The following is a 24,588-nucleotide window of genomic DNA, read 5'->3' as shown; positions in this document are numbered from 1 at the left end:
CCTGTTAACACCAATCACACCCCTGCCCGCTGATGCCACTATCCCAATCCCTTGCCTGGCACCGCCTATCGCAACCGGGGGTTGTTAACGCAATGATTTTAGAGAATTAAACCTAAGCCAAAAGATGTTTTCACTCAGCCTGGCCCAACCATCCATCCCGCTTGGTTTTGCGGCCAGGCCGACAGACAAATGACTAGGCGACACACTCCTGGCGCTCCAGGCTCTGTTGAACCGTGCGTCCAATCTCCGCCGCATTCTGAACCACATGCACATCCAGTTCAGCCAGACGCTTCATCTTTGCCTGGGCGGTATCGTCCTCGCCGGAGATGATCGCCCCGGCATGCCCCATGGTCCGTCCAGGGGGTGCGGTTGCGCCAGCGATAAATCCGATCAGTGGTTTATCCATGTGATCCCTGGCCCAGGTGGCCGCCTCGACCTCCTGTGATCCGCCGATCTCACCGATCATCAACACCGCATCGGTTTCATCATCCTCAGCAAACTGCTTCATCAGGGTCAGAAAATCACAGCCATTCACCGGATCACCGCCGATGCTGATGCTGGTGGAGATACCCAGACCCAGTTCACTCATCTGCTCCACCGCTTCATAGTTAAGCGTACCGGAGCGAGAGACCACACCGATCCGCCCTGGGACGTAGATATGTGCCGGCATGATTCCCACCTTGCACGCTTCCGGTGTGATCACTCCGGCGGTGTTGGGTCCGATGATGATGGTGTCATGGCCAATCAGATAACGTTTCACCCGCACCATGTCCTGCACCGGCACACCATCGGTAATCACCACAATCACCTTGATGCCACCGTCTATCGCCTCCATCACCGCATCGGCGGTAAAAGCAGGGGGTACAAAAACCACACTCACATCGGCGCCGGTCTGCTCCACCGCATCTTTGACCGTATCGAAAACCGGTCTGTCGATATGGGTTTGACCACCCTTACCAGGAGTTACGCCACCAACCACCTGGGTGCCCATGCGAATCGCCTCTTGCGCATGAAAAGTGGCATGCTGTCCGGTAAAACCTTGAAAGATAACCTTCGAATCCTTGTTGACCAAAATACTCATGCCGCACCTCCCGCCAGTGCCTTGACTGACTTCTCCGCCGCGTCACTCAAACGATCGGCATGGATATACTGTAACCCCGAGTCGGCCAAAATCTTTCGCCCCTCCTCCAGATTGGTACCGGCCAGACGCACCACGATGGGTACATTGACCTCAAGATCTGAAACCGCTTTGACAATCCCCTCTGCGATCCAGTCACAGCGATTGATGCCGGCGTAGATATTCAGCATCAGCACCTTCACATTGGGATCTTCCAGAACGATCCGGAAAGCGTTGGCAATCTTCTCCGGTGAGGCGCCACCACCCACATCGAGAAAATTGGCGGGCCGTCCCCCATACAGGCTGATCGCATCCATCGTCGCCATCGCCAGTCCCGCACCATTGACGATGCAACCGACGCTGCCATCCAGGGCGATATAGTTGAGATCGTGCCCCGAGGCTTCGACCTCTTTGGGATCCTCTTCATCGAAATCACGCTGGTCTGCAATCTCCGGCTGACGAAACAGCGCATTGCCGTCGAACGACATCTTGGCATCCAGGGCGAGAAATTGACCGTCTCCGGTGGTTACCAGCGGATTGATCTCAGCCATCAGCGCATCCTTATCACGAAAGCAGCGATAGAGACGCTTCATGATACGAGCCGCCATATTGATCTGTTTACCACTGAGACCGATACCGGCTGCCACCTTGCGGCATTGAAAATCCTGCAGGCCGACGGCGGGGTCAACCACTTCATTGATCACCTTGTCGGGTGATTTGGCGGCCACCTCCTCGATATCCATTCCACCAGCCGCTGATGCGATCAGGGTGATCCGTTGATTTGCCCGGTTGATCACCAGACCAAGGTAATACTCCGCCTTGATATCCTGCATCTGTTCAACCAGTACCCGGTTGACCATCCGGCCCTGTTCACCGGTCTGCTTGGTCACCAGGTGGCTACCGATCAGTTTTTCCGCATGCTCACGTACTTCATCGAGCTGTTTCGCAAGCAGCACGCCACCCGCCTTACCCCGTCCACCGGCGTGGATCTGGGCCTTTACGACCCAACCCTCGCCACCGAGTTGTTCCGCTGCGGTCAGGGCCTTATTAGCGGAGTGAGCCATACGGCCTTCGGGTACTGGGATCTTATAGTGACGAAACAGATCCTTGGTCTGATATTCATGAATATTCACGCGGCCGCCTCCTGCTTGGAGTTGCGTTCGATCTGTTCCACCTTCGACAGCATCACTTCAGCCTGGCGAATCGAAGCGGCGTCGATCATGCGACCGTCGAGACTGACCGCACCCTGGCCGGCAGCCGCCGCCTCTTCCATCGCCTGGACGATACGACGGGCCCGATCCACCTCTTTCGCACTGGGCGTGAAGACCTGATTGGCCAACTCGATCTGCGCGGGATGGATGGCCCATTTACCCTCACCACCCAGGGCAGCAAAAGATTTGGCGACAGCCAGATAACCATCAGGATCACTGTAATCACCAAACGGTCCGTCGATCGGACGTAAGCCGTAGGCGCGGCAGGCCACGATCATGCGCGACATGGCGAAGTGCCACTGGTTACCCAGATAGACATCACGGTTGCCTTCGGCATCCGCATCAGACAACACATGGTAGTCCGGGTTGACGCCACCCATGCTGACGGTCCGTGCCTGTGTGGAAGCAGCATAATCCGCAACACCGAAGACCAGCGCTTCAAGCCGATCGGGACAGCTCTGCGCAATCGCTTCCACATTCGCCATTCCCATGGCTGTTTCGATCAGCGCGTGCAGGTTGATCTGCTTATAGCCTTTGGCTGCTTCAATCTGTTCCAACAACAGCGCAACAAATTCCAAATCGGATGGTTGCCCGACCTTGGGGACCAGCAGGGTATCCAGCTTGTCACCGGCCTGCTCAACCACATCGACGATGTCCCGATAACAGAAGTGGGAGTCCAGACCATTGATGCGAACGGAAACTGAACAGTTCGACCAGTCGTACTCATTCAGTGCCTGGATGGCATTTTTTCTGGCTTGTTCTTTGTCCGAAGGTGCAACCGCATCCTCCAGATCGATGAATACCAGGTCAGCGCCAGAGTGCGGGGCTTTTTCAAGCATCCGCATATTACTGCCTGGTACGGCCAGTTCGCTTCTATGAAGGCGATTCTTAAAGGCCATAGTGGATTCCTCCGTGTTTTTCTGCCCTGAACGCGAAACACCGGTCAATCCGGTGTTTCAGCATTCAGAATTGATCTGTTTATAATCCTGGATAGCAGCTTGCGCTATACACATCATGTCGCGTTGCATGATTGTTTTATTGCGCCGCAGCAATAGCGTTCCAGGTCTTTCTGCCTTGCTGTGGAAATTTCGATATCCACAAGCAGGGCAAGTATTTAACACAGGAGTTGCTCAATTGACAGTGGCGAAAATCAGTAATACGGGATGTTGCATGGAAGTTGTACGAAGTGGTCCGAATGGACCTTTCAGCAAGTCTGCGCGGTGCCTGGGTTTCAGCATGAGCATTAAAAGAATCGGCGATTCAATCGAGTATTCATTATTTTTATAAATAGTATTGGTTTTTTAGATATTGAGACAAAGCGCGAATCCCTGCAGGCCTTCAGCCTACAGCCGAGTATTCCCCCTTTCTCCAGGCGGAATCCTGAAATCAGGGCAGTGTCAGACCGGGTCGTACCGTGACAAACCGATACGGGGCGGACAACAACCCCTGTTTCGTTGTAATCAAGACTTTTGCCTCCCACTCCATGGAGTCCATGACACAGACTGGAATCATCCCCTCACCCTCGAATTGCCCCTCAGTGACAGGTTGCAGAACCACCCGGTTGTAACCCATATTCATATCGACACCGGCGAAATCCACCTCCACCCGCTCCACCGCCACCCCAGCGATCTCCACCGTCAGTTTCAGGGGTTTCAACAGGGGTATTTCGCGGGGTTCGATTGAAAATCCGACTGCCACTTCATGGTTGATTGAGGAGACACAGGGGGCTTTGCGCAGATCACAATTCGGATCAATGGTAGCGGTCTGACTGATCTGGGGAAACAGGATTGGCCAGGCTTTATAGATCGCCACCAGGGAAAGTGCAACCAGCAATAGCCCAAGCGCAATCCAAAGCAACAGATTACTCTTCGGCTGATTGTCAGATGTTTCAACTGTCATTAGGGCCTGTTAACACCAATCCAATACGCTCTGCTGGGACTGTTTTTGCGTCCAGCAAGGCAGAATGAGCATAGTGTAGTTATTCTACATGAGCGAATGATAACGCCGCTGGGCGCAAAAAACAGACCCAGCCCTCCGGGTTGCGCCTGAAAAAGCGCAACAGGACGTATTGGATTGGCGTTAACAGGCCCGAATTAAAGCGTCTTAGCGAATGTTAGTGGATTCTTTTGAAGACAATACAAAGGCAGAATTGTTCGTGCAATCTGAAACCCCTGTCGACTGTTGCCGGTCTATCCGGCCTGGCGCAGAATGCCAGGTTGAAGTCGCTTGGAAAAGTGCCGTATGAATCGCTATTGTTGACTCAACAACTTTTTAATTTGCTGTTGATCAACAGGCCGGCTGTAGAGAAAACCCTGTGCCTGCTCACAGCCATGTCGAATTAGAAATTCAACCTGTTCCGGGTCTCGCCCCTTCAGCCAGCACCGCCAGTCCGAGGACCTCTGACAGTGCAATGATAGCCTGGGTAATAGCCATGTCATTTGGATCGATCGGAATATCATGAATGAAGGATTGATCTATTTTTATCTTATCGACAGGGAGTGATTTCAGATAACTCAGTGATGAGTATCCCGTACCAAAGTCATCGATGGAAATCCTGACACCAAGTTGCCTCAGGGCGTGCAGATAATCGATTCCATGTCATATACCCTGCCATAAAAAACACAAAACGCAACACAAGCACTCCTATCGCTTCCAACAGAACGCATATTTTCTAACTGGCAGAGGACCAGACTACGGCTTCATCTCCTTTTCAATATAGCGATTAATATACTTTTGACCATTGATGTTTGAACTGACCACCCAGCCCACCATGATAATTGCCACTACCAGAATCAGTGGTGCTGCGATGGGTATGATTGCCAGTACCCCCAGAAGTAACAGCATTCCCACACCCATGATTTTAAATCCCCGCTTCCATGCCTGACTGATGACATCCTTCGCCTCATCCGGAGTTTCAATACCCGCCTCACGAAGAGCTTTGCGCATCCGTTCATAGCCCAGCTGATGACGTCTTTCCATGCGGCCGAAAGGATCGGTCAATTTCACTAATAGATTACCCGGTATGTGCCAGCATAATTACTTATACTGTGCATAGGATATAAAGCCGTTTGTATATTAAAGATATAGTTCAAATTTAAACTAATTGTGGGCCGGCTAGTCGGGCATTTGTGTACAGCCAAAGATATGAGCAATTTACTTGCAATGAGTACTAACAAGGACTATGGCAATGAGAATCTATTATCTTCTCAATTTGTTAGCAGTTTAGCCCATGAGATAGGGGCACTCGCTGAAATGGCTATTTACATCCGGGATACTGATGAGGTGGCATCATGACCAACACAAACGCACAACCTGTTTCAGATCATCACCAGCCAGTGAACGAACTTGATCGCACATTCAATGTGGCTGATGAATATATTCATGGTGTGGCAGATTTGCTCTACAATATAACACTGAGCAGTAAAACAGATCTGAGTCAATACAAAAATCACTCCATCAACACTCTTATGTATCGCTGTATCGAGCAGGCTGACAAAAGTGAAGCGGCTTCATAGGAAGTTAATGAAGGCCCAGGAACAGACCGGGAAGACCCTGGAAACGGGTGAATTAGACGAGATCACCTCAGAGTAATACCTACCCCTTGCTAAAGGATAATAGGCCCCTTCGGGGGGCTTTTTGTGGTTGTTCGGTTTTAAATCTGGGAATGCTTTCGTCTTGATATCCAGGTTTGTTTTATAAGACAAGGATACTTGTTACTCGTCTTCTTCTTTATCTTGGTTATGTAGAATTACACGAAGTTTTTCTTTGTCAGCATCTTGTTCGATTATCTCTGTGTATCTTTTAGCAATCATTTTACCTATAGCTTGCGGATTCTCACTTAAATCATTTATAGGTAGATATATATATCTAGGAACATCAACTTTGTCTTTACTAGGTCTTAAGTAATTTAGCTCTCTTTCAAGACGATTAGTTTTCTCAACTAATCCATTAAGAATCTGATCCGTGCTGTCTTCGCCGCTTGAAATTAGATCTAGCCCCCTTGCTCTAGTGACGGGATTATGTACTTCAGGATTAGAACCCAAAGAAGAAATAGCCTTAGAGAGGCTTTCTACAGCATCCTCTAGGTCTTTTGGATTATCTAACTTATAGGTAATGTAACGATGATCCTTCACGTCAAAAGGAGGAATCTCACCTTCCAATATCATGTGAATAGTTGGCTTTTTTGAGCCTGTATGCCTAATACCTAACTCATAGAAAGCATTTGGATTGTGACTTGTTAGATCTGCAATAACCAGGTCTGAATCTAAGGTGTAAGAAATCACTTGTTCCGAGATCAAGCCTGGATCAGAAACTTCATCAGCTCTGAAAGCTTTATAACCGTGTTTCTCAGCAGCTGGCTTTATGATGTATTCAAGAAGGTAGTCTGCTTTGTTTCTTGTATCGCTCCCTGCCTTTCCAATGGGACCAATAACAAAGCATTTTTTTTGAGGAGATTCGTCAGTCATAGCGCTATCCCTAGGTCTGGTGACGCACTGAATATTACTTCAGAGAAATTTCAGATACGGTAAGAAGAGAAGGCCAAATCAACTGTAAATCATTGAAATATATGGCGTCCCCAAGGGGAGTCGAACCCCTGTTACCGGCGTGAAAGGCCAGTGTCCTAGGCCTCTAGACGATGGGGACAGGTCTTTACAAAGACACCCTAAACGGGTAATCACTCGTAAAGTGGAGCGCGAAATCTACGGCACTTTGATGATGCTGTCAAGGTTTATCTGTTGCAAGCTGATCCTGATCCAGGAATTAATCCATTCTGTGGTCAGTCTAGCCGATGGAAACCTTCGGCCGAAAACAACGATCCAATCAAAGTTACCTGATATTCAGAGACTTAGAAAAAAGTCCCCAAACCTTCTCAGCCTATCCTAGAGGCGTTCGAGTTGCAGACCTGCACTCTCAGGTCTGAAACAGTGGAATCTCACTGATCGACTCCAAAGGCTCCTCCGCATGTTGCGGTATGCCGATCAGATAACCCTGGATATAGTCACACCCCTGCTGTTGTAGAAACGCCAGCTGAGCTTGACTCTCCACACCCTCAGCCACCACATCGATCTGGAATGCATGTGCTAACTGGATCATGGCTGTCACCAGGCTGGCATCATAGTTATCCACATTTACGTTTTTCACAAAATCACGATCGATCTTCAATATGTCGAAGGGAAACTGTCGCAGATGACTCAGGGATGCCTGTCCAGTACCGAAATCGTCCAGTGCGATTCGCGCGCCAAGTGCTTTGGCCTGCTGTAGAAAGATATCGGCTTCCGCCAGCTCTTGGGTGAGTGTGTCTTCAGTAATTTCCAGGATCAGGCTGCCCAGTGGCACCTCACCGGAAACCAGGTTCTCAAGCAGACCTCGACAAAAGGTTGGGTCGTTGAGCAGTCGTGCGGAGAGGTTGATCGAGACCGCCACCGTCTCTTTTCGCTCCTTGCTCTGCTCCTTCTGAAAGGCCATCGCATGGGCCAGCATGGGTTCAAACAGTGCCTGTATCAGGCCCGTCTCATCCAATACATCGAGAAACACCTCAGGATCCAGCAATCCCCGATCGGGATGATCCCAGCGTAACAGTGCCTCAAAACAGAAAAGTCGCCCGGTCTGAGTCTCAACGATTGGCTGAAAATGGTAGATAAACTGCTCTGATTCCACCGCCTGACGAATTTCATTTTCCAACAACAAGCTCTCCGAGGCACGCTTGGTCATCTCACCCCTGAAAAAACGGAACGCTGAGCGGCCCTGGCGTTTTGCCTCATACATCGCGGTATCCGCGTCTCTCAACAGATGCTCAACCGAGATATCGTCGTGTGGCGCGATAGCTATGCCGATGGAAGCCGAGACACGAAGTTCATTGTCGGCGATATTGATCGGTTTCTTGATGGCGTTGAGAATCTTCTCTGCCAGAGGCTCCATATCCTCCCGGCTGTTGATCCCCTCAATCAGAATCGCAAACTCATCACCACTTAATCTGGCCACCGTATCAGAACTGCGCATCATTGACGTTAACCGTTCAGCCACCACCTTTAACAGCTCATCCCCAACCAGATGCCCGAGACTGTCATTGACCTGCTTGAATCGATCCAGATCGAGGAACATCAAGCCCACCATGACCTCCCCTCTGAGCGCAATCTCGAGGGCATGGGAGAGACGATCCCGAAACAGAATCCGGTTCGGCAGCTGTGTCAGCGCATCATGATGCACCATATGATCCAGATGATTCTGCCGGTTATGTACTTGTCGACGCATTTCACTGAATGCCTCTACCAGGTCCCGGGTCTCCCTGAGATTGGAACTTGGATGACTTGCCACATCAAGTGAACCGCTGGCTTCCATTTTCAAGGCATGGGCCGTATCCGCGATGGGCTGCAGCAGATTTCGCTTGATGAACAGATAGGCAAACACCAGCATCAGCATGCCCATCACTGCCATCACCAGAATAGAGATGGAAAGCCGCTTTGCTGTTTGTGTAAGCCGGGTGATGTCCTCTCCGGATTGGGTATCCAGGCTCAGATCAACAACCGATAGTTTCTGCCGCATCTCATTGAATACCGGTGTAACCTGTTGCTGCATGAAGTTCAGATCCTGGCGCCAGGTTGGCTTCTGCATAAGCTCCCTGACCTGATTGAAGTCAGCCATCCAGGCGAGATAATCCACTTCAATACCATGCAGGGATTCAATCACCACAAAATCTGTGTTCTGCTGATGAAAATAATTCTGCAGGATCTTTAGACGTTCAATGAAACGTGCAGCGTAGTTGATAATCGTATCGTACCGCTCCTCAGGCGCCGGATTGAATTTGGCGAGAAAGATGCCAAACCGATTAGCAATGACCAGCCGAAATTCCCCGGTCATTCCCAACCAAAGCCGCTGCATTGATGAGAGCTGCATGATCAGATCCATCTGCGCTTCATCATCAGACTGAATTTCATGTTGCAGCAGTTGCAGATTACCCAACACTCTCTGATTGTAGGGATACATCTCATCCAGCATCAGTTGCATGGCAGGAAACCAGGCCTGCACATCACGACGCACCTTGACCAGCTGTGTAATCTTCTGCTCCAAATCTCGAAGGTCGGCCTGCAGAGCCAGAGCGACATCCGAGTTACCGGCAGGCAGCCGCTCCAATGACTCCGTCAGGTCACTCAGAACTAGCCCCAGCTGGGTCAAACCATAGCTGATATCCTCCGATTCCTCCTTGACAGGATCGATCAGAATTCGCTGCAGATGATTTTCAATCAAATTCAGTTGTGTCTGGGCATCGGCGAGGACGGCGGAGGCCAGTGTGCGGGATGTGATATTCGAGATCTGAGTCTGGGTGGAGGACTTGACCAGACTCCACCCCACAAAGGCAATGGCGATCAGTGCAGCACCAACCAGTACGGCCATGTATGTATAGCGCCCCCGATAGGAATCAAGTCCGGGTAAGATGGGCCTATCTCTGTTCAGGCGCATGCAGAAAAACTCATGTTGTTACCAATCCCAGCAACCTAATCCCAGAACACTGCGTAGGAGTTTGGTTTGTCCATTAATTATTCTGACTGTAGTACGGATTGAAAAATTCAGCTGATAAATTTATATCCACTCAATTTGCCAATCCCTCATACCATGACTTAAAGCCTGCTGACTTCAGAGCTTGTCTTCGTCAGGGCTGCACGAATCCTGTAATGCGTAATATCCAGTGTATCTCATCATGGAAACTGCTCCATTCAGAGCCCGCCCGATCAGGCTGGAACAAGGCGTGATCCACAGCAAGCAGCACACATTGCAGGCACAACTAAGCAGCGCAGAAGTATACAAGATGCGGCCTGGATCCAATTGACGCTGAGCAATTGTTTGACGAAAAAACAAATAACCCGGATTTTCATCCGGGTTTCAGTGCATTGGATTATAGAGAGACAATGATCGGTTAAAGGAGGCTTATATCTCAGTCAATTTCCCTTCGAAGACGATTTCACCATGCGGTTGCTCTGCAGGCATATCGTCCATCTCCTCGACGGATACCTTAAACACATTCTCCGATTTCGGCATCATTGGTAGGGGCATTTCATGGCGACCGTCGTGTGGCAGTACGCCGACAGGATGTAGGTTCCCATGCTGATCCGCCATCCACAATTGACAGGCCTTTCCAGCCGGCAATTGGGTGGGTTCCACGGCACTGACATTGACAAATCCATAATCAGGCTTAGCCGCAACCACCCAGCCGGTACGGTCCTGATCATTCATCACCACCAGCACATTGTTCATGCCGGTTTCCGGTTGCTGAGTCATGAAAATGACCCCGAAAGCCAATACCAGGGTGGCCGCCACCATGCCCAGGTTGCGCCAGAAACTGAGACTGTCCCAGAAACTGGTTGCCGTTGAGGTCTGTGCATCGGTCTGACTATGATCGGTAAGACGGGATTCCACCGCCAGCCAGACAGCATCCGGTGGCGAGACCGGTTCTATGCCCTCCAGCATCGGCGCAAAACGCTGCTGCCAGGCATCGACCTCTTCCTGGAGTCTTATATCGTCACGCAATCGCCGCTCGAACTCTGCCCGCTCCTCACCCTCAAGGGTTCCGAGCACATATTCACCGGCCTGTGTCGTGCTATCGTAATGTTCATTTTCAGGCATCATTTTCCAGACACCTCCTAAGTTGATTCAAACCACGACGTATCCATGTCTTAACCGTACCAAGCGGTGTATCCGTATGGGACGCCAATTCATCGTGGGTCAAGCCCTTGAAATAGGCCAAAACAACCACCTGCCGCTGCTGATCCTTCAACTCGCCCAGACACTTTTCCAGCCGTCTGCCCTCATCGCTGTTGGTCAGCCCATCCAACGGTAAGGGTGCATCATCCACCTGCTCCGGCAAGCCCTTATCGTCGCTCTCCATGACTTCCCTTTTACGTTTGCGTAACAGGTCCAGCGCCTGATTTCTTGCAATTGTCGACATCCAGGTCAGCGGTGCAGCCAGATAAACCCGATAGCTGTCAGCATTGTTCCAGATCTTGATGTAGGCTTCCTGTAAACAGTCTTGAGCCCACTCGTCCCTAACTAATATACGCAGAACCACGCCATACAGTTTCGCCGATGTCATCCGGTACAAGCGGGCAAAGGCCTTGCGATCGTTCAGTGCACAAGCTGCCAGCAGCGCTTCGAGCTCCTGGTTGCGCTGCTTAATCGCATCCTGCTGATCTATATCCCCATTTGCCATTGCCCCCTCCGAGGGATTGAAACCAATCCTCAAGGGTACTGACCAGAAGCCCGCACAGCAAGCTCAACAACGGACCACCAGGCCAAATGTCTGTCACCGGTCTGCGCGGTGGTTATTCATTCGCCAGATAGCCGTTTGCCTCAAAAAAGTAAGATACCCCTAGGGGAGCTCAATCCCTCAACTTTCATAGACCTTGGCAGGAACCTCCAAAAAGCCATTAACCGAATGATTTTTATTGGAATAATGCATACAAACCACGATTCAAATCATGCCTATGCAGGTTAGTTATTCAACCGGCTCTCCCATGAAACCTGAGAACTTCAGACACTGCTTGCCATTCACCGTCACAATCTGCACCGTCTCTCCCCGCCCCCTGCCAAAGCCCTGGATCACCGCCTCATTCTCCGAAACAGGCTGCAGTGGCAAACGCACCAGACTCTGACTCAGGTGGGGTGCCCGATAGTGCAGACACAAGACACCGCTCTCTTCACTCAACTGCAGGTCCTGGATGGAAAAATCCCCGTCGGGATTGATGGTTCGATAGCTTCCAAGACGTTGACGCCAGACCGACTCCCAGGGATCCGATTCAATCTTATTCCCAAGCAGAATCTCCTCGCCCTGCCGATCGGCCACAAGCACGTCCATACCGTTCATCTGACGTGATCTGAAACGTAGATCCCCAAGCACCTGATAACCATCCGGCAGACTGTCGATACTCTGTTGTGTCAGCCCCAGGCTGCCATCATCGAATCGAACCAGGTCTAAGATGCGCTCAATAATGCAGGCACATAACCTGGGTCGCTCCGGGTCGACCATCAACAGACCAAGATCGGTCGCATATCCGCCTGAAGGAGTTTCATAGCTGTTGGCATCCTGTTCATCCAGCTGTGCCACCTCAACCGAACCACTTCCACCCTGGGCAGTTAGGGCAAGCCCCAGGATGGTTGCCGCCAGTTCCCGCGCCATACGATTGCTACCGGCACCATTGGCCAGCACAACCACCCCCAAATCATGCTTGGGCAGGATCACCATCTCTGCACCAAACAACAGGGTGCTGCCACCATGGCGTACCTGCCGACCCGTTATCGGATACTCCTGAAGAAACCAGCCCAGTCCCGGAGAGACACCCAGTGAGATCTGGCCGTCGACCGTTTGTGGTGTCCACATCTGTTCCAGTAGATCCGCCGGTAAACCTGGCACCTCCCGACGCAGCAGTGCCGACAACAATCGGCCCGCATCACGGGCAGACAAATAGAGCCCCAATGCAGGCATGTCACGCAGCGGCGGTAACGGCCTGACCTGGCCATCCAGATGGCCGGCTGAGAGTTGCTGTTGCATGTTGGCGGTCAGCTGGAAGCCGCTGTCGTTGATCGCCAAGGGTTTCAGCAGTTGTTCCTGAATCTGCTCGGCAAACTGCTTACCGGACTCTATCTCAATCAGATGACCCAGCAGGTCATAACCGAGATTTGAATAGCTGTAGACCTTGTCAGGATGATAAGCGGCATACTCATTGCTGAGCAGTCCGGTGACCTGGGTAAAGTAGGTGTCGGTATACATCCCTTTACGCAGATCACTGGGTAGTCCACTGCGATGGCTAAGCAGTTGACGTGGGGTAACCGGCATAACTGATGACTCATGTCGTCGGATTGAGAATTGGTGGAGCTGTTCATTCAAAGGTGCATCCAGATCGACACGCTGCTGTGCCACCAGCTGCATCACACCCAGTGCTGTTACCGGCTTACTAAGAGAGCCTGCCCTGAATACCGTATCCGCAGTGACCAAACTCCCTGAACGGCTGTTTGCCTCGCCAAATCCCTCCAACCACAAAGCCCCCTCCCTGTTGACCAGGGCAACACTCAATCCGGGAACAAACTCCTCCTCGAGCATCCGTTCGATAAGCTTGATCGACTCGGATCGCACCTGGGCCATACCGGCTTCCGGGATCAGACGATTCTGTTTTGACGCTTTGTTATCGACGACCGCACAGGACGACAACATGATGGTCAGCGTAACCAGTAAGACAGATATCTGAGGCTGCACAATGGACCTCTTGCAAAGTACATTCCGGGAGTCTGTTTACCATCCGGATTCACCGAAAACGCAGCATGAACAAAGGGTATCCTGCCTGTCATTTGGCAGCGAGAATCACCAGACTCGCCACCGCATGACAGACACAATACCTCGATCCTTTGCCCATCCTGCTTTCCCCCATAAGGTGCGGTAAGGCCGCACCCCAGGTTTCTCATGCTTAGACATTACCAATTCAGCGGAGTGCCCACATCGATCAGAACGCTACCGTAACCTTCGTCAACACCACCCTGCAAAGTATGGCTGGTCTTGGCATAGCCACCGGAGTGAAGAATGGAGCTACCATATGAGTCGCCGATTCCAGGCTGAACTGCGGTCGGCAGCATGGTGGAATTTACATGGCCGTCGTACAGATCGGGGTTCTGGCCGGTCACATCAAAGGGACTGGCATACAGGTTGGTTGAAAGAATCATTGCTGCAGTGACGATTAATGTTTTCATCTTATTTCTCCTAGTTTTGGATACGAGAACTGTTGTTTCAGCTTTCAGTAACCTATACGGGAGGTATCGGCAGTTGGATTCACATTCGTTTCAGATTTTTTCAGCCAGCCTTCAGAATCGACTGGGCTGATTCAGACAGAATCCTGATACCAGCCCCCAGAGCTGGAACGGCAGGATGAAAAAAAGCGGCTAAAACCGATCTGGTTTTGCGCTGAAGCTTTGATGGATCAGAAGGAATCCCCAGTATCGGACCAAGGTAGTAAAGAACTCCGGATATCAGCCTGAATAATCAGCATAAATCCACTCTGCAGCATTCATCCGAAATAGAGCAAAGGTGTTGAAATACAAGCACATATCCTATTCCGTAACAATAGAGTCATATTCCTGCAATCTTAATTTGAGACGATACGACGGTGTTAAATCGACTGGTTGAATCCGCCCGCCTCACTGATCTGCAGGCCTATCGGTAACCAGCCGCACTGTTCCTCTGCCGACATTACATCGTAACAGCTGAATTGAGAGACGAAACCATGAACTCTAACACTGTACGCCCATACCGCAACACCAGCTATATCGATTACCTGGTGGGATGGAAATTTCTCTTCAACAAAGACTACCGGGATCATGTCAAGGAGCGCTGGACCGATCAGCCCTGGTTTCTGACCGGCATGGAAATCGTCACCGGGGTCGGCAGTATTTGCATCTCAATACTGTTTCCCCTGATGATTGCTTTTTTTGTAGCTGACGCCTGGGTTTTATAAGATCTGATCCTCAAAAATCCAGCAAAAACCTGCTTCTGCAGATAGACATTGTGGCGGATGCTAGCAGCGAATAGCTCCTCACGGCACATCAGTTGTCCGCACCGTTTGATATTTCCAGGCCGAACAAACAGCTACTGAACAATTGAACCCGCCCGCAACCCAATGCTTCAAGAGTGAACCCCAAAAGCTGGTTTAACATTTAAACCCGAGCACTGTTGTTACGCTTGAATCCCGCCGCACCATTGGAGATGGTGCTGCAAGACCACCCACAAATCTGATCAAACCTGGCTGGATTTAAATCGTAAATAACACCTCTCAGTCAATCAGAAAATAAATCCGATTCTGTCGGATCCTTTTACATTCTCACCCACCACTGCGCAGTAACTGTTTGTTTTTATTTACTTGGCATAGATTCTGCTTTTTTAACATGAAACGGTTATTACTACCCTACTTCCTGAAACAAGAGCTGACCTATGTTTAGGTTGGCCAATTAACGACCAGACCAATACAGGATGTGACCATGAGCAATCTGGAATCCTACTCAATCTCCACACTGAGACAGTGTGATGATCTAAAACTGAAAATTGCCAGGCATACACCACCTCAAAACGACACTGACGAGAGGATGATTCGTATCTACAAACGTCTGCTAATCAGGGATCGAAACTACCTGCATAATCTGGAACTGTTAAAAATCAAACAGACCATGCACTTGGATTCCAAGCCACTGTTACCGAACAAGCTGCATTCAACAGCAGAATGCCCATCGTCGTTAGACCTGGATGAGTTCAGATCTCTGCTCGATGAAAATTCAGAGCTAGTCTTGAGTTAATCGTCAATCAACCTATCCTGATTTCAGTCGGGAGATTGAGCCTCACCATTCGCAATAAAGAATCCCTACTTTAATACCATCGAATCGACTTCCGGATCAGTAGCAACACTTTTTTACAAAGTGAGTCCGGGCAATTGTAGTTCAAATCCACCCGATAAGTTGCCAACTCCTGTGCTGGAAAAACGGGCTTATCTTATAGATCAGTCCGGCAATTTATGGGGAAGATCGGTGAGTAACATTTTTTAAATAATGTTGAAAATTTTCACTTTACATGACAGGAAAAAATCGTTTATAGATAACATCGCATATAACAAGGAAATGTCATTAAGGAAGATATCATGAAAAGAACTCTGCTCTATCTCACTCTATGCTCTCTACTGCTGGCAACCCCGACCCGGGCTGGTGACTTCAAAGTTCTCGAACTTCAATACATCATGCCTCACGAATATCCCTGGGTGAATGTGATCACCACGGAGGCTGACTGGGGCAACTTCTACTATAACGAACTATTACCAGCCAACGGAATAAACTGCGTATTTCCTACAGAGACGCCTGTTAAGCAGGACGACCCCTGTTTAACAGGGCCGCCAGATGTGGATTTCAAAACCTCACAAATTGTCGTCGGAGGACTTGGCCTAAAACCCAGCAGCGACTTTCAGGCTATGGTTGCGGATGTGGATACAACCCAGTCAACAGACCTGGTGATCAACATCATTGACGGAGCTCCCGCCGATGAGTGCATTCTACTGCCAGTGGTCAGCCTTGAGATGATGACCCTGGTCATTGAAAAATCGGATAAACCTGTAAAGGTCAATGTGCATAACGCAACCCTTCACTGCCAGACCTATGGCGCACTATCCAACTACTGAAGATTTGATTCAAAGCCTGTTGATGCAGTTTGAATACTCCATACTTCCCCATCCCGGTAGATGCCCGGATGGGGAAGTATGGGCCAGAAAGCTATTGATCTACGTTTCACAGGATCAATCAGATTCTCTTTAAGCAAGCAGAGCCTTATACCAACTCATATCCTGCAGGGAAACCATGCTCAAGATGGCTACAGGCATTGCTCTTAAATGCTCAAATACCATCTCCACCCAAAGACATGCTAAAATCTTCTGACCACAAACTAACGATCCTGTAACCACCTTACTGTTCAGAATCTCATCAGCTCCTCCAGAAGGCCCACCAGGGTAACTGGACACACTCTATGTCGGCATCCGAATTTCATATCAGCGTAGATCAACCATCTGCAAATCCGGTTGAATTACTGGCCGAAGCCAGCGGCCTTTCCCGACAAACCATCAAAAAAACAATGTGGAAGGGAGCCGTCTGGTTGGAACGGGACGGCGGTGTACGGCGTATACGGCGAGCCAAAAGCCGTCTGCAACAAGGTGACCGCTTACACCTCTATCACAACGAACAAGTTCTGGCTGAAGAACCGGCAGAGGCCCGCCTGGTGGCGGATGAAGGGGACTTCAGTGTCTGGTTCAAACCCAAAGGGATGCGCTCCCATGGCTCCAAGTGGGGTGATCACTGCGCAATCGATCGATGGGTGCAAACCAACCTGAAGCCTGAACGACCGGTCTTTCTGGTGCATCGACTGGATCGGGCAACAGACGGTCTGATGGTTCTGGCCCACAGGAAACGGGTTGCCACAGAACTGGCCCGACTGTTTCGCGAACGAAAAATCGTAAAACGCTATCAGGCCTGGGTGGTGGGACACTATGTCGCTGATGAGAATAGAAGCCTGATCGAGGAACCGATCGATGGCCGCCCGGCGATAAGTCGGGTAAGCCTGCTTCAATATAACCCGCAACAGGACCGCTCACTGCTCCAGGTTGAGATTGATACCGGACGTAAACACCAGATACGCAGACACTTGAGCGGGATCGGATACCCTGTGGTGGGTGACCGTCTCTATTGCGATATCAGCTTCGATGAGGATCTGCAATTGACCTGCGTCTATCTTGAGATCCCCGAAAGCGCTGAAAATGTGGCTGGAACATATCAGGCCTGAGGCGCTTTTCGTAGCAATCCGCGCTCATCAGTTGTTACAAGAATCTACCGCTGATGAATTCAACTTTCGTCATCCCAGCGAATGCCGGGATCCAGAATTCTCCCTGCAACTAGGGCCTGTTAACGTTCTCCGGGTAAATGGATCTAAATCTCTACAGAGGCTACTTTGCTATTGGTGAGGATTTGAGGTGATTGGCGGCCAATCTCAGCCAATTGCATCTGAGCTTTATTTTTTGAACCATACCGGACCGCAGTGCCCCGCTCTGATGACTTATCAGTCAGTTTGCATAAACCGCCCTACAGCATTCCGTACCGACTCAAGCCCAATATCCTCCAGCGCAACCTGATTGATTTTCATCCATCTTGTTTCAACCACATCATCACCAACAACAATCTCTGGTTTCTCCTCCAGTTGCAAAAGGAAAAACGCATCAGTGGTGTAGTATTGGATATCTGCATAGAGATAGCGATTGCCATAAGAGAACAAATAACGCCAACTACGTTCACTGACAAGTAGATTCAACTCTTCACTGATCTCCCGGCTCAGAGCCACTTCCAAAGATTCTTGATAGTCAACAAAACCACCTGGCAGATCGAGCATACCCTGACATGGATTATGCTTTCTCACAGTCAACAGTATCTCATCCTGACATCTCAGAACTGCACCGACCGCAGCGGCGGAGTTGTGGTAATAGGTAAATTTACATTTATTGCAAAACCACTGTTTTCCCTCACGCCAATCCAGCCCCTCGTTGCCGCAATGAGGACAAAAATTCAATCTCTTCATAGCCTACCCGGTTAGATTCCACGCATCTGCACCCCTGTAGGGGATTAGTTATCACAAAAAACCAGTTAATAAACATAAGTATAAATCTATTCACCTGATGCTGGCCGGTTTCAGGGAACACCCATAGCCGGCAGTGGGTCTAAAATAGAATAATAAAGACCTCTTTGATTCATGCTTCATCCCCTGACGGATTGGGGATCCAGACTGATCAAGTCTATGGATTACACATTCTCCGGTATCACGGAGTCAGAGGTCCCTAAATATCGTGGAGTGGATTGTGGCTCAACACACCGTGTCATTGTTTCTCTTCCTCTGTTTCTGTTTCAGTAGCGCAGGCCCGCTGTATGCTGAAACTCAAAGCCCAAAGGCGCTTCTACTTGAGGTCTCCGGCACCATCGGTCCCGCCACTGCAGACTATCTGGACAGAGCACTGAGCAAGGCGGAAAGTGAGGCCGCAGAGCTGGTGTTGTTGCAGATGGATACTCCGGGTGGCCTGGATACCTCAATGCGGGCGATCATAAAACGGATTATCGCCTCCCAGGTTCCCGTGGTCACCTATGTGGCGCCCAGTGGGGCTCGAGCCGCCAGTGCCGGCACCTACATACTCTACGCCAGCCATTTCGCCGCCATGGCGCCAGCAACCAACCTGGGAGCCGCCACGCCGGTATCCCTGGGTGGCACACCAAACACCAGCCCTGATAAATCCAAAGCAAAAGGTGAGCAGGAGACTGCCCCATCCCCGACAACGGATGCCAAGAACAACAAAGCGATTAACGATGCAGCCGCTTACATACGCAGCCTCGCCAAGCTACGTAACAGAAATGCCGATTGGGCGGAAAAGGCGGTTCGTGAGGCCGCCAGCCTCTCTGCGGAGGAAGCCATGAAGCTGGGTGTGATTGATCTGGTTGCGGCAGACATCAACGCTCTGCTCGCTGAGCTGAACGGCAAAGAAGTGCAGCTCCCGCTCGGCAAGAAGAACCTGAATACACAAGGCATTGTCCTGGAGAAACATCTGCCTGATTGGCAAAGCCAGTTTTTGAGTATTATCAGTAATCCAAACCTGGCCTATATCCTGATGCTGGTGGGCATCTATGGTCTGATCTATGAATTTGCCAATCCCGGTTCCATCGTACCCGGTACCGTGGGCGCTATCGCCCTGCTGTTAGCCCTCTATGCGTTTCACCTATTGCCGATCAATTATGCCGGTGTCGCATTGATCCTGCTCGGATTCGCACTGATGGCCGCAGAAGCCTTTGTACCCAGTTTCGGCGCCCTGGGTATCGGCGGCGTGGCCGCCTTCATCATCGGCTCACTGATTCTTATCGATACCGACCAGGCCGGCTATGGCATATCACTCCCACTGATACTGGCCGTCGCCGCCAGCAGTGCCTTCATCATGACCTTTGTCATCGGCATGGCGATCAAGTCCCGCAACCGCCCTGTCGTGAGCGGTCGTGAGGAGATGCTGACCAGTGTCGGTGTGGTGGCTGAAGATTTCAGTGGCGAAGGTGATATCAGAGTCCACGGTGAGATTTGGCGGGCCCAATCTGCACAACCCCTGAAAAAAGATCAGCTGGTGGAGATTACCGGCAGAGAGGGCCTGATACTGAAAGTTATGCCGACTGATAAGGAGAAGTGATCATGACGCTCTACTTCTATGCGGTTATTCTATTTTTGCTGGTTGCCTTCCTGGCCTCTGCGCTGAAGATTCTGCGTGAATATGAACGAGGCGTGGTCTTCATGTTGGGTCGCTTCTGGCGGGTCAAGGGGCCTGGATTGATCATCATAATTCCGATCATCCAGCAATTCGTCAGAGTTGATCTGAGGACTATCGTCTTGGACGTACCCTCCCAGGATGTGATCTCCCGGGACAATGTCTCGGTCAAGGTCAATGCCGTGGTCTACTTCCGTGTACTCGATCCCGAGCGGGCCATCATCCAGGTAGAGGACTATATGGCGGCTACCAGTCAGCTTGCCCAGACCACCCTGCGCTCGGTACTTGGCCAGCACGAGCTGGATGAGATGCTGGCAGAGCGGGAACGGCTCAACAACGACGTAAGGAAAATCCTCGATCAACAGACCGATACCTGGGGGATCAAGGTCTCCAACGTGGAAATCAAACATGTCGATCTGGATGACAGCATGATTCGTGCAATCGCCCGGCAAGCCGAGGCGGAACGGGCCAGGCGAGCCAAGGTAATCCATGCGGAAGGCGAACAGCAGGCGGCGAAGAAACTGGTCGAGGCGGCCAAAACCCTCTCCGAACAACCACAGGCGATTCAACTCAGATACCTGGAGACATTGACTGAAGTGGCTGGCGACAAGAGCCACACCCTGGTCTTTCCTCTGCCGATGGATCTGTTGGAACCGCTTCTGAAGCGGAAAGAGACAGATTGAACGACAAGCTGTTTACTACGGTCATCTGATGCTGACGCTTCAGGGTAGGAGTTGTAACCAGAATCGTTAACACGAACCCTATCGGCGTTTGCCATGGATCCTGAGAAAACTCGCTGATCGCTTCGAGCACGCGCTTGCATCGCCGTGTCGGTAACAGGCGGTTGTTCTGCATTGAATGATTTGAAAAGGCTGATGTGACTGCCCAATGAGCGCAAGGACAGAGATAAAGGATTGGCCGATTGCTCATCCAGATTGATCTGATCACTGGAACCGCCACCGCATCCGGTTAACATGACAAACAGAACCACTGCACTGAGTTTGTAACGAGCATCATTCCATTGATCGCACTCTGTCCTTGGCGTGGGATGGCTATCCGATGCATCCGCCGATGCTCCTTGAACTCGCTGCACCTCCCTGCACAACATTGGAGCACGCCGCTCAGACCCATTCCTTAAGCTGGCCTCTAATTAAAGATTAGAATCGACAAGCTACAGGGGTTAATAAGGAGCTGTCACTCCCTTGCTGGCAGATTCGATGAATAGAGTGAATCATTATGCAGATAGTGAACACTATCCCCCAGGATTACAGACCTGTCACTCCAAACGCCATATGAATAACTGCTCAAACCATTGTCCCTCACCACGAATCGGTCTACGAGCTCGACACCAGGGGTATCACCCAGCTGGATATCGAAAGTGTAGAGACCGGTATGAGTCCATCCCCAGCTCATATTGGGTGGCGGATTTATCAAACCGGGAGACTCATCGTAGAGATCCACTGGGATGGAAAAGCGCATCGGCAGCGTATCGGTCTGAGGCAGTGATGCAAAGCCATGAGGCTGGGACAGGATCGTTGAATTGGTTCCCCTGCCGCCCAGTATGAGTGAGTTGACTTCTGTTGGCATGGTGGGATCAGAGACATCGAACAGGGAGACCTTCACCCCCTGGTACCAGGCAAAGCCCAACCCTCCCCGGTCACCCGAGTCCACCGCATCAACTGCCTCCTTACCGATCCCGAGAAGGTAGTTCTCTCCCACCGGATGGAGATATTCCGAGTAGCCCGACACCTCCAGTTCGCCTAACGATACGGGATTCTCCGGATCGGAGAGATCCAGTACATAGAGGGGATCAACCTTTTTGAAGGTGATCAGGTAACCGCGGTTGCCAATAAAGCGGCTGGCGTAAAGCGCTTCTCCCGGCCGCCCCAGTCCATCCAGCCTGCCGGCCACTTCCAGTCGTCCCCCATCCGCCGCTTCACGCAACAGGGTCACGCTGGTGGAGCTGTTCACCGAACCCAGGTAGCCAATGGATGTCGCAATTCGGAACACCCCCTGATACTCGCCCATGCGGTAGGATTTGTACTCTGCTTCATAACCAAGATGGCCAACCACCTGAGCTGAACCACGATATTCGGCGGCCATACCGCTCTGTGAATCACCGACCAGTGCCAGTTTGTGGACCTCGTTGATCGAAGTGTATTCACCATTATCGAGAAGGGTCTGACCGGCACCCTGTGCAACCAGATAGATCGCCTCTTGTGAGGCATAGAGCACTTCCGAGTTACCGATGAAACAGCTGGTTTGGTAGCTGTCAGGATCCGCCAGTGGAACGGCGATGATATTGATAATGGTAGGATCCAACATACCGACGGTGGCACTTGGCGCCAGATAACAACGCTCCGTGTCGATAAGAGGTTCTGGTTCATCACCTAAGGTAGAGGTCGGAGTCAGCTGACTCAAAGTGGCACTCTCCAACAGAGTACGATTGTGTTGAAATTGACCTGTGTATTTGGCGTATTGATCCAGACCACCAATATAGGGGGTATAACGGGTAACCAGATAGAGTGTATTGCCGATGACTCGACTGGAGATCATTGCTCCGTCAAAGCTCAATGTACGTTCATGGGTTGGCGCATCTGCAGAGTCCAAACGAAACAGGTTGACCTCACTGGTGCCATGCGACCAGTATCTGGGCTCCTCCCAGATCGATAGCGGCCCAAAGAAGCCAATATCCACATAGTCATTGTTGGTGTCTCCTCCTACAGTTACAACCATATCGGAGAGCCCTTCACCGAGCTGGTTGAGGAGATAGATGCCTTCAACATCACCCACCCCCGGTATCCCGACCTCATTCAACAACCGATTTGAGGCGGGTTGCTCCTCAATGGCGTAAGTGAAGAGACAACTTCGGAAATAGGTATTGGTGTTTGAGCCACAATAGCCAAATCGATAGAAATGGACGCCATCGGATTTAATCAAATCCGCCTCATCCACCCCCTGCTCCTGTGTGTTGGTCAGAGATATCGGGTTAATACTGTCTATCGGTGCCGGGCTGAAATCCTCACGACTGGTGTCAGGCAGCGGACGATCCGTTGCATAGGCTGCGATCATTGCTTCGGACAAGTAGCCTTCCAGCATGACATTGTGCCGGAAGCGATGCAGGGTGGGATTGTCGGTATCGAAGACGATGAAGGTTAAGGGGTCTTGATTATAGATAACGGAACCATCTTCCGCCTCATAGCCACCATAGACTGCAAACTCCGCCGGCGGCAAGGGTCCGCCACTGTGCACCTCGACGACCTCGGTCTCGGAGAGAGTCTTGCGGGTGAATGGTACCAACGCATCAACCTGACCGTTCCAGTTGAGCCAGCGCCCCTCGCTATCCCGCATATGCCAATTATCCTGAGCACGGGCTACCAGATAGAGATTACGCTCAGCCCCCACAGAGGCTGCATCCACACGGATACTCAGCTCAACCGAGATGGCATCCTCGGTATCGTATAGCGGGGTGTATTGATCCGTATCTGCCGTAGAGAGAGACCATGACATGGCCGCATCGGCCGGCTCACCCGAGGTTGTGACTGAAGGCTGATTGGTGGGAGCGGCAGTTGTGATGAACGGAAAAAATGCGAATACCAGCCCAACAGAAAGGTGGCGCAGCGTTGAAGAAAGTCTTTTTCCCATGATCGATCCCTCGAATTTCAACATTAGGGCCATCATAACCCCCCCAACCTCAGATTTCCAGAGCATGAGAGATCAACAACCGGAGTGCCGGAGTTCATTGATAGTTAGGTATCATTCGCTCTTCGTGTTTTTGGCTTAACCCGTTTATGACCTTTTTTCAGTTATCCTTGGCTGAGCTCTTTTCGTGCGGCAATCAGAATTACGATGGCGGCCCAACCATAGACCGCTTCACCAAGATATTCAGGAAAGAACTCTCTAAAAAACAAAATGACTGCAACAAAACCCAGCCAAACACCGCCCACCCAATAGAAGAAGATTTTTTTCTTACTTCTGTAATCCACAACGCAATTGTCCCATTGATTTTGATCGATCGGATACTAACGGATTAATGTAAGTTGACTTCTCTTGCCTATCGAGTTTTGTAACTTGAAAAAGGATCACCAAGCAAAAGATGAAGGTTAGAATAAGCACCAATCATCAGTGTACCAAACAGACAGAGAGAGTAGCTCCCCTCTCCCCTTGCGGGAGAGGGGCCGGGGGAGAGGGGGAGAATAAGCACCTCAGTCAATATAAGAATTCAACGCAATAAAAATAAAAGGATCGATATGATCTATCATCTTTTGGCTCGGTGAAACGCTTCGCGTACACCCTCTCCCCAACCCCTCTCCCATTGTATAGACCGGAGACATAGGTAACACATGTTCGGAGACATGGGTAACACCTGAAATAAACTGTATGACAAATTCTCAATGGGAGATGAGTCATGCCGTGG

Annotated in this window: 22 protein-coding genes and 1 tRNA gene; 7 read left to right on the top strand and 16 right to left on the bottom strand. The window is 50.7% G+C overall.

Annotated elements, in window-relative coordinates; all coding sequences use genetic code 11:
- Positions 1 to 193: 193 nt before the first annotated feature.
- The 6 genes from sucD to AC4IE8_RS03720 all read right to left on the bottom strand — a co-directional run bounded on the left by sucD (position 194) and on the right by AC4IE8_RS03720 (position 5,334).
- The gene (gene sucD / locus AC4IE8_RS03745) at positions 194 to 1,081 is read right to left on the bottom strand and encodes a succinate--CoA ligase subunit alpha (protein ID WP_068992645.1); all 888 of its coding nucleotides are present in this window, start codon (positions 1,079 to 1,081) and stop codon (positions 194 to 196) included.
- Positions 1,078 to 2,250: an ADP-forming succinate--CoA ligase subunit beta gene (sucC, locus tag AC4IE8_RS03740; protein WP_068992647.1), complete on the bottom strand. Its 1,173-nt coding sequence runs from the start codon at positions 2,248 to 2,250 to the stop codon at positions 1,078 to 1,080. Before sucC ends, sucD begins: the two co-directional genes overlap by 4 nt.
- Positions 2,247 to 3,227 (bottom strand): HpcH/HpaI aldolase/citrate lyase family protein, encoded by a 981-nt coding sequence (locus AC4IE8_RS03735; protein WP_490790359.1) that lies wholly within the window; start codon positions 3,225 to 3,227, stop codon positions 2,247 to 2,249. The genes sucC and AC4IE8_RS03735 overlap by 4 nt, the downstream gene beginning before the upstream one ends.
- Positions 3,228 to 3,714: 487 nt before the next feature.
- Positions 3,715 to 4,227: a hypothetical protein gene (locus AC4IE8_RS03730; protein ID WP_068992654.1), complete on the bottom strand. Its 513-nt coding sequence runs from the start codon at positions 4,225 to 4,227 to the stop codon at positions 3,715 to 3,717.
- Positions 4,228 to 4,674: 447 nt separating this feature from the next.
- A complete protein-coding gene (locus AC4IE8_RS03725) occupies positions 4,675 to 4,875 on the bottom strand; it encodes an EAL domain-containing protein (RefSeq protein WP_490790367.1) in 201 nt (66 codons plus the stop codon).
- Between the two features lie 144 nt (positions 4,876 to 5,019).
- Positions 5,020 to 5,334, bottom strand: a complete 315-nt coding sequence (locus tag AC4IE8_RS03720) for a hypothetical protein (RefSeq protein ID WP_068992660.1) — start codon at positions 5,332 to 5,334, stop codon at positions 5,020 to 5,022.
- A 284-nt stretch (positions 5,335 to 5,618) separates the two neighbouring features.
- Between AC4IE8_RS03720 and AC4IE8_RS03715 the strand changes: the two genes are divergently transcribed.
- On the top strand, positions 5,619 to 5,843 hold the full coding sequence (locus AC4IE8_RS03715; RefSeq protein ID WP_490790358.1) for a hypothetical protein: 225 nt from the start codon (positions 5,619 to 5,621) through the stop codon (positions 5,841 to 5,843).
- A gap of 198 nt (positions 5,844 to 6,041) precedes the next feature.
- Here the strand turns inward: AC4IE8_RS03715 and AC4IE8_RS03710 are convergent, their stop codons facing one another.
- The 7 genes from AC4IE8_RS03710 to AC4IE8_RS03680 form a co-directional block, all read right to left on the bottom strand.
- A complete protein-coding gene (locus AC4IE8_RS03710) occupies positions 6,042 to 6,794 on the bottom strand; it encodes a hypothetical protein (protein ID WP_068992663.1) in 753 nt (250 codons plus the stop codon).
- A 102-nt stretch (positions 6,795 to 6,896) separates the two neighbouring features.
- Positions 6,897 to 6,972 (bottom strand) — tRNA-Glu (locus AC4IE8_RS03705).
- A 267-nt stretch (positions 6,973 to 7,239) separates the two neighbouring features.
- Positions 7,240 to 9,786 (bottom strand): EAL domain-containing protein, encoded by a 2,547-nt coding sequence (locus tag AC4IE8_RS03700; protein ID WP_490790357.1) that lies wholly within the window; start codon positions 9,784 to 9,786, stop codon positions 7,240 to 7,242.
- A gap of 465 nt (positions 9,787 to 10,251) precedes the next feature.
- Positions 10,252 to 10,950 (bottom strand): anti-sigma factor, encoded by a 699-nt coding sequence (locus tag AC4IE8_RS03695; protein WP_068992668.1) that lies wholly within the window; start codon positions 10,948 to 10,950, stop codon positions 10,252 to 10,254.
- Positions 10,940 to 11,530 (bottom strand): sigma-70 family RNA polymerase sigma factor, encoded by a 591-nt coding sequence (locus tag AC4IE8_RS03690; RefSeq protein WP_068992672.1) that lies wholly within the window; start codon positions 11,528 to 11,530, stop codon positions 10,940 to 10,942. Before AC4IE8_RS03690 ends, AC4IE8_RS03695 begins: the two co-directional genes overlap by 11 nt.
- Positions 11,531 to 11,815: 285 nt before the next feature.
- Positions 11,816 to 13,570: a serine hydrolase domain-containing protein gene (locus tag AC4IE8_RS03685; RefSeq protein WP_490790356.1), complete on the bottom strand. Its 1,755-nt coding sequence runs from the start codon at positions 13,568 to 13,570 to the stop codon at positions 11,816 to 11,818.
- A 215-nt stretch (positions 13,571 to 13,785) separates the two neighbouring features.
- Positions 13,786 to 14,058: a hypothetical protein gene (locus AC4IE8_RS03680; RefSeq protein ID WP_068992676.1), complete on the bottom strand. Its 273-nt coding sequence runs from the start codon at positions 14,056 to 14,058 to the stop codon at positions 13,786 to 13,788.
- Positions 14,059 to 14,588: 530 nt separating this feature from the next.
- Between AC4IE8_RS03680 and AC4IE8_RS03675 the strand changes: the two genes are divergently transcribed.
- The 4 genes from AC4IE8_RS03675 (at position 14,589) to AC4IE8_RS03660 (ending at position 17,671) form a co-directional block, all read left to right on the top strand.
- Positions 14,589 to 14,819 carry a hypothetical protein gene (locus AC4IE8_RS03675; protein ID WP_490790355.1) on the top strand — a complete coding sequence of 77 codons (231 nt, stop codon included), beginning with the start codon at positions 14,589 to 14,591 and terminating at the stop codon, positions 14,817 to 14,819.
- Positions 14,820 to 15,339: 520 nt separating this feature from the next.
- The gene (locus AC4IE8_RS03670) at positions 15,340 to 15,651 is read left to right on the top strand and encodes a hypothetical protein (RefSeq protein ID WP_490790354.1); all 312 of its coding nucleotides are present in this window, start codon (positions 15,340 to 15,342) and stop codon (positions 15,649 to 15,651) included.
- A gap of 338 nt (positions 15,652 to 15,989) precedes the next feature.
- Positions 15,990 to 16,520 (top strand): hypothetical protein, encoded by a 531-nt coding sequence (locus AC4IE8_RS03665; protein ID WP_068992695.1) that lies wholly within the window; start codon positions 15,990 to 15,992, stop codon positions 16,518 to 16,520.
- A gap of 341 nt (positions 16,521 to 16,861) precedes the next feature.
- Positions 16,862 to 17,671 (top strand): pseudouridine synthase family protein, encoded by an 810-nt coding sequence (locus tag AC4IE8_RS03660; RefSeq protein ID WP_068992698.1) that lies wholly within the window; start codon positions 16,862 to 16,864, stop codon positions 17,669 to 17,671.
- Positions 17,672 to 17,944: 273 nt separating this feature from the next.
- Here the strand turns inward: AC4IE8_RS03660 and AC4IE8_RS03655 are convergent, their stop codons facing one another.
- Positions 17,945 to 18,457, bottom strand: a complete 513-nt coding sequence (locus tag AC4IE8_RS03655; protein WP_490790353.1) for an NUDIX hydrolase — start codon at positions 18,455 to 18,457, stop codon at positions 17,945 to 17,947.
- Positions 18,458 to 18,734: 277 nt separating this feature from the next.
- On the opposite strand from AC4IE8_RS03655, the gene AC4IE8_RS03650 reads away from it, so the two are divergent.
- Positions 18,735 to 20,096, top strand: coding sequence for an NfeD family protein (locus tag AC4IE8_RS03650; RefSeq protein ID WP_490790352.1), 1,362 nt, complete (start codon positions 18,735 to 18,737; stop codon positions 20,094 to 20,096).
- Between the two features lie 2 nt (positions 20,097 to 20,098).
- Complete coding sequence (locus AC4IE8_RS03645) at positions 20,099 to 20,854, top strand: slipin family protein (RefSeq protein WP_083226106.1); 756 nt, start codon at positions 20,099 to 20,101, stop codon at positions 20,852 to 20,854.
- Between the two features lie 511 nt (positions 20,855 to 21,365).
- Here AC4IE8_RS03645 and AC4IE8_RS03640 read toward each other — a convergent pair.
- Both AC4IE8_RS03640 and AC4IE8_RS03635 read right to left on the bottom strand, forming a co-directional pair.
- Complete coding sequence (locus AC4IE8_RS03640; protein WP_490790351.1) at positions 21,366 to 23,816, bottom strand: beta-propeller domain-containing protein; 2,451 nt, start codon at positions 23,814 to 23,816, stop codon at positions 21,366 to 21,368.
- Between the two features lie 161 nt (positions 23,817 to 23,977).
- On the bottom strand, positions 23,978 to 24,157 hold the full coding sequence (locus AC4IE8_RS03635; RefSeq protein WP_068992709.1) for a hypothetical protein: 180 nt from the start codon (positions 24,155 to 24,157) through the stop codon (positions 23,978 to 23,980).
- Positions 24,158 to 24,588 lie beyond the last annotated feature (431 nt).

It is taken from the genome of Candidatus Thiodiazotropha sp. AKAK2 (genome assembly GCF_058244685.1).
Note: the sequence above shows the minus strand (reverse complement) of the source record. Positions and strands in the feature narration are given on the sequence as shown.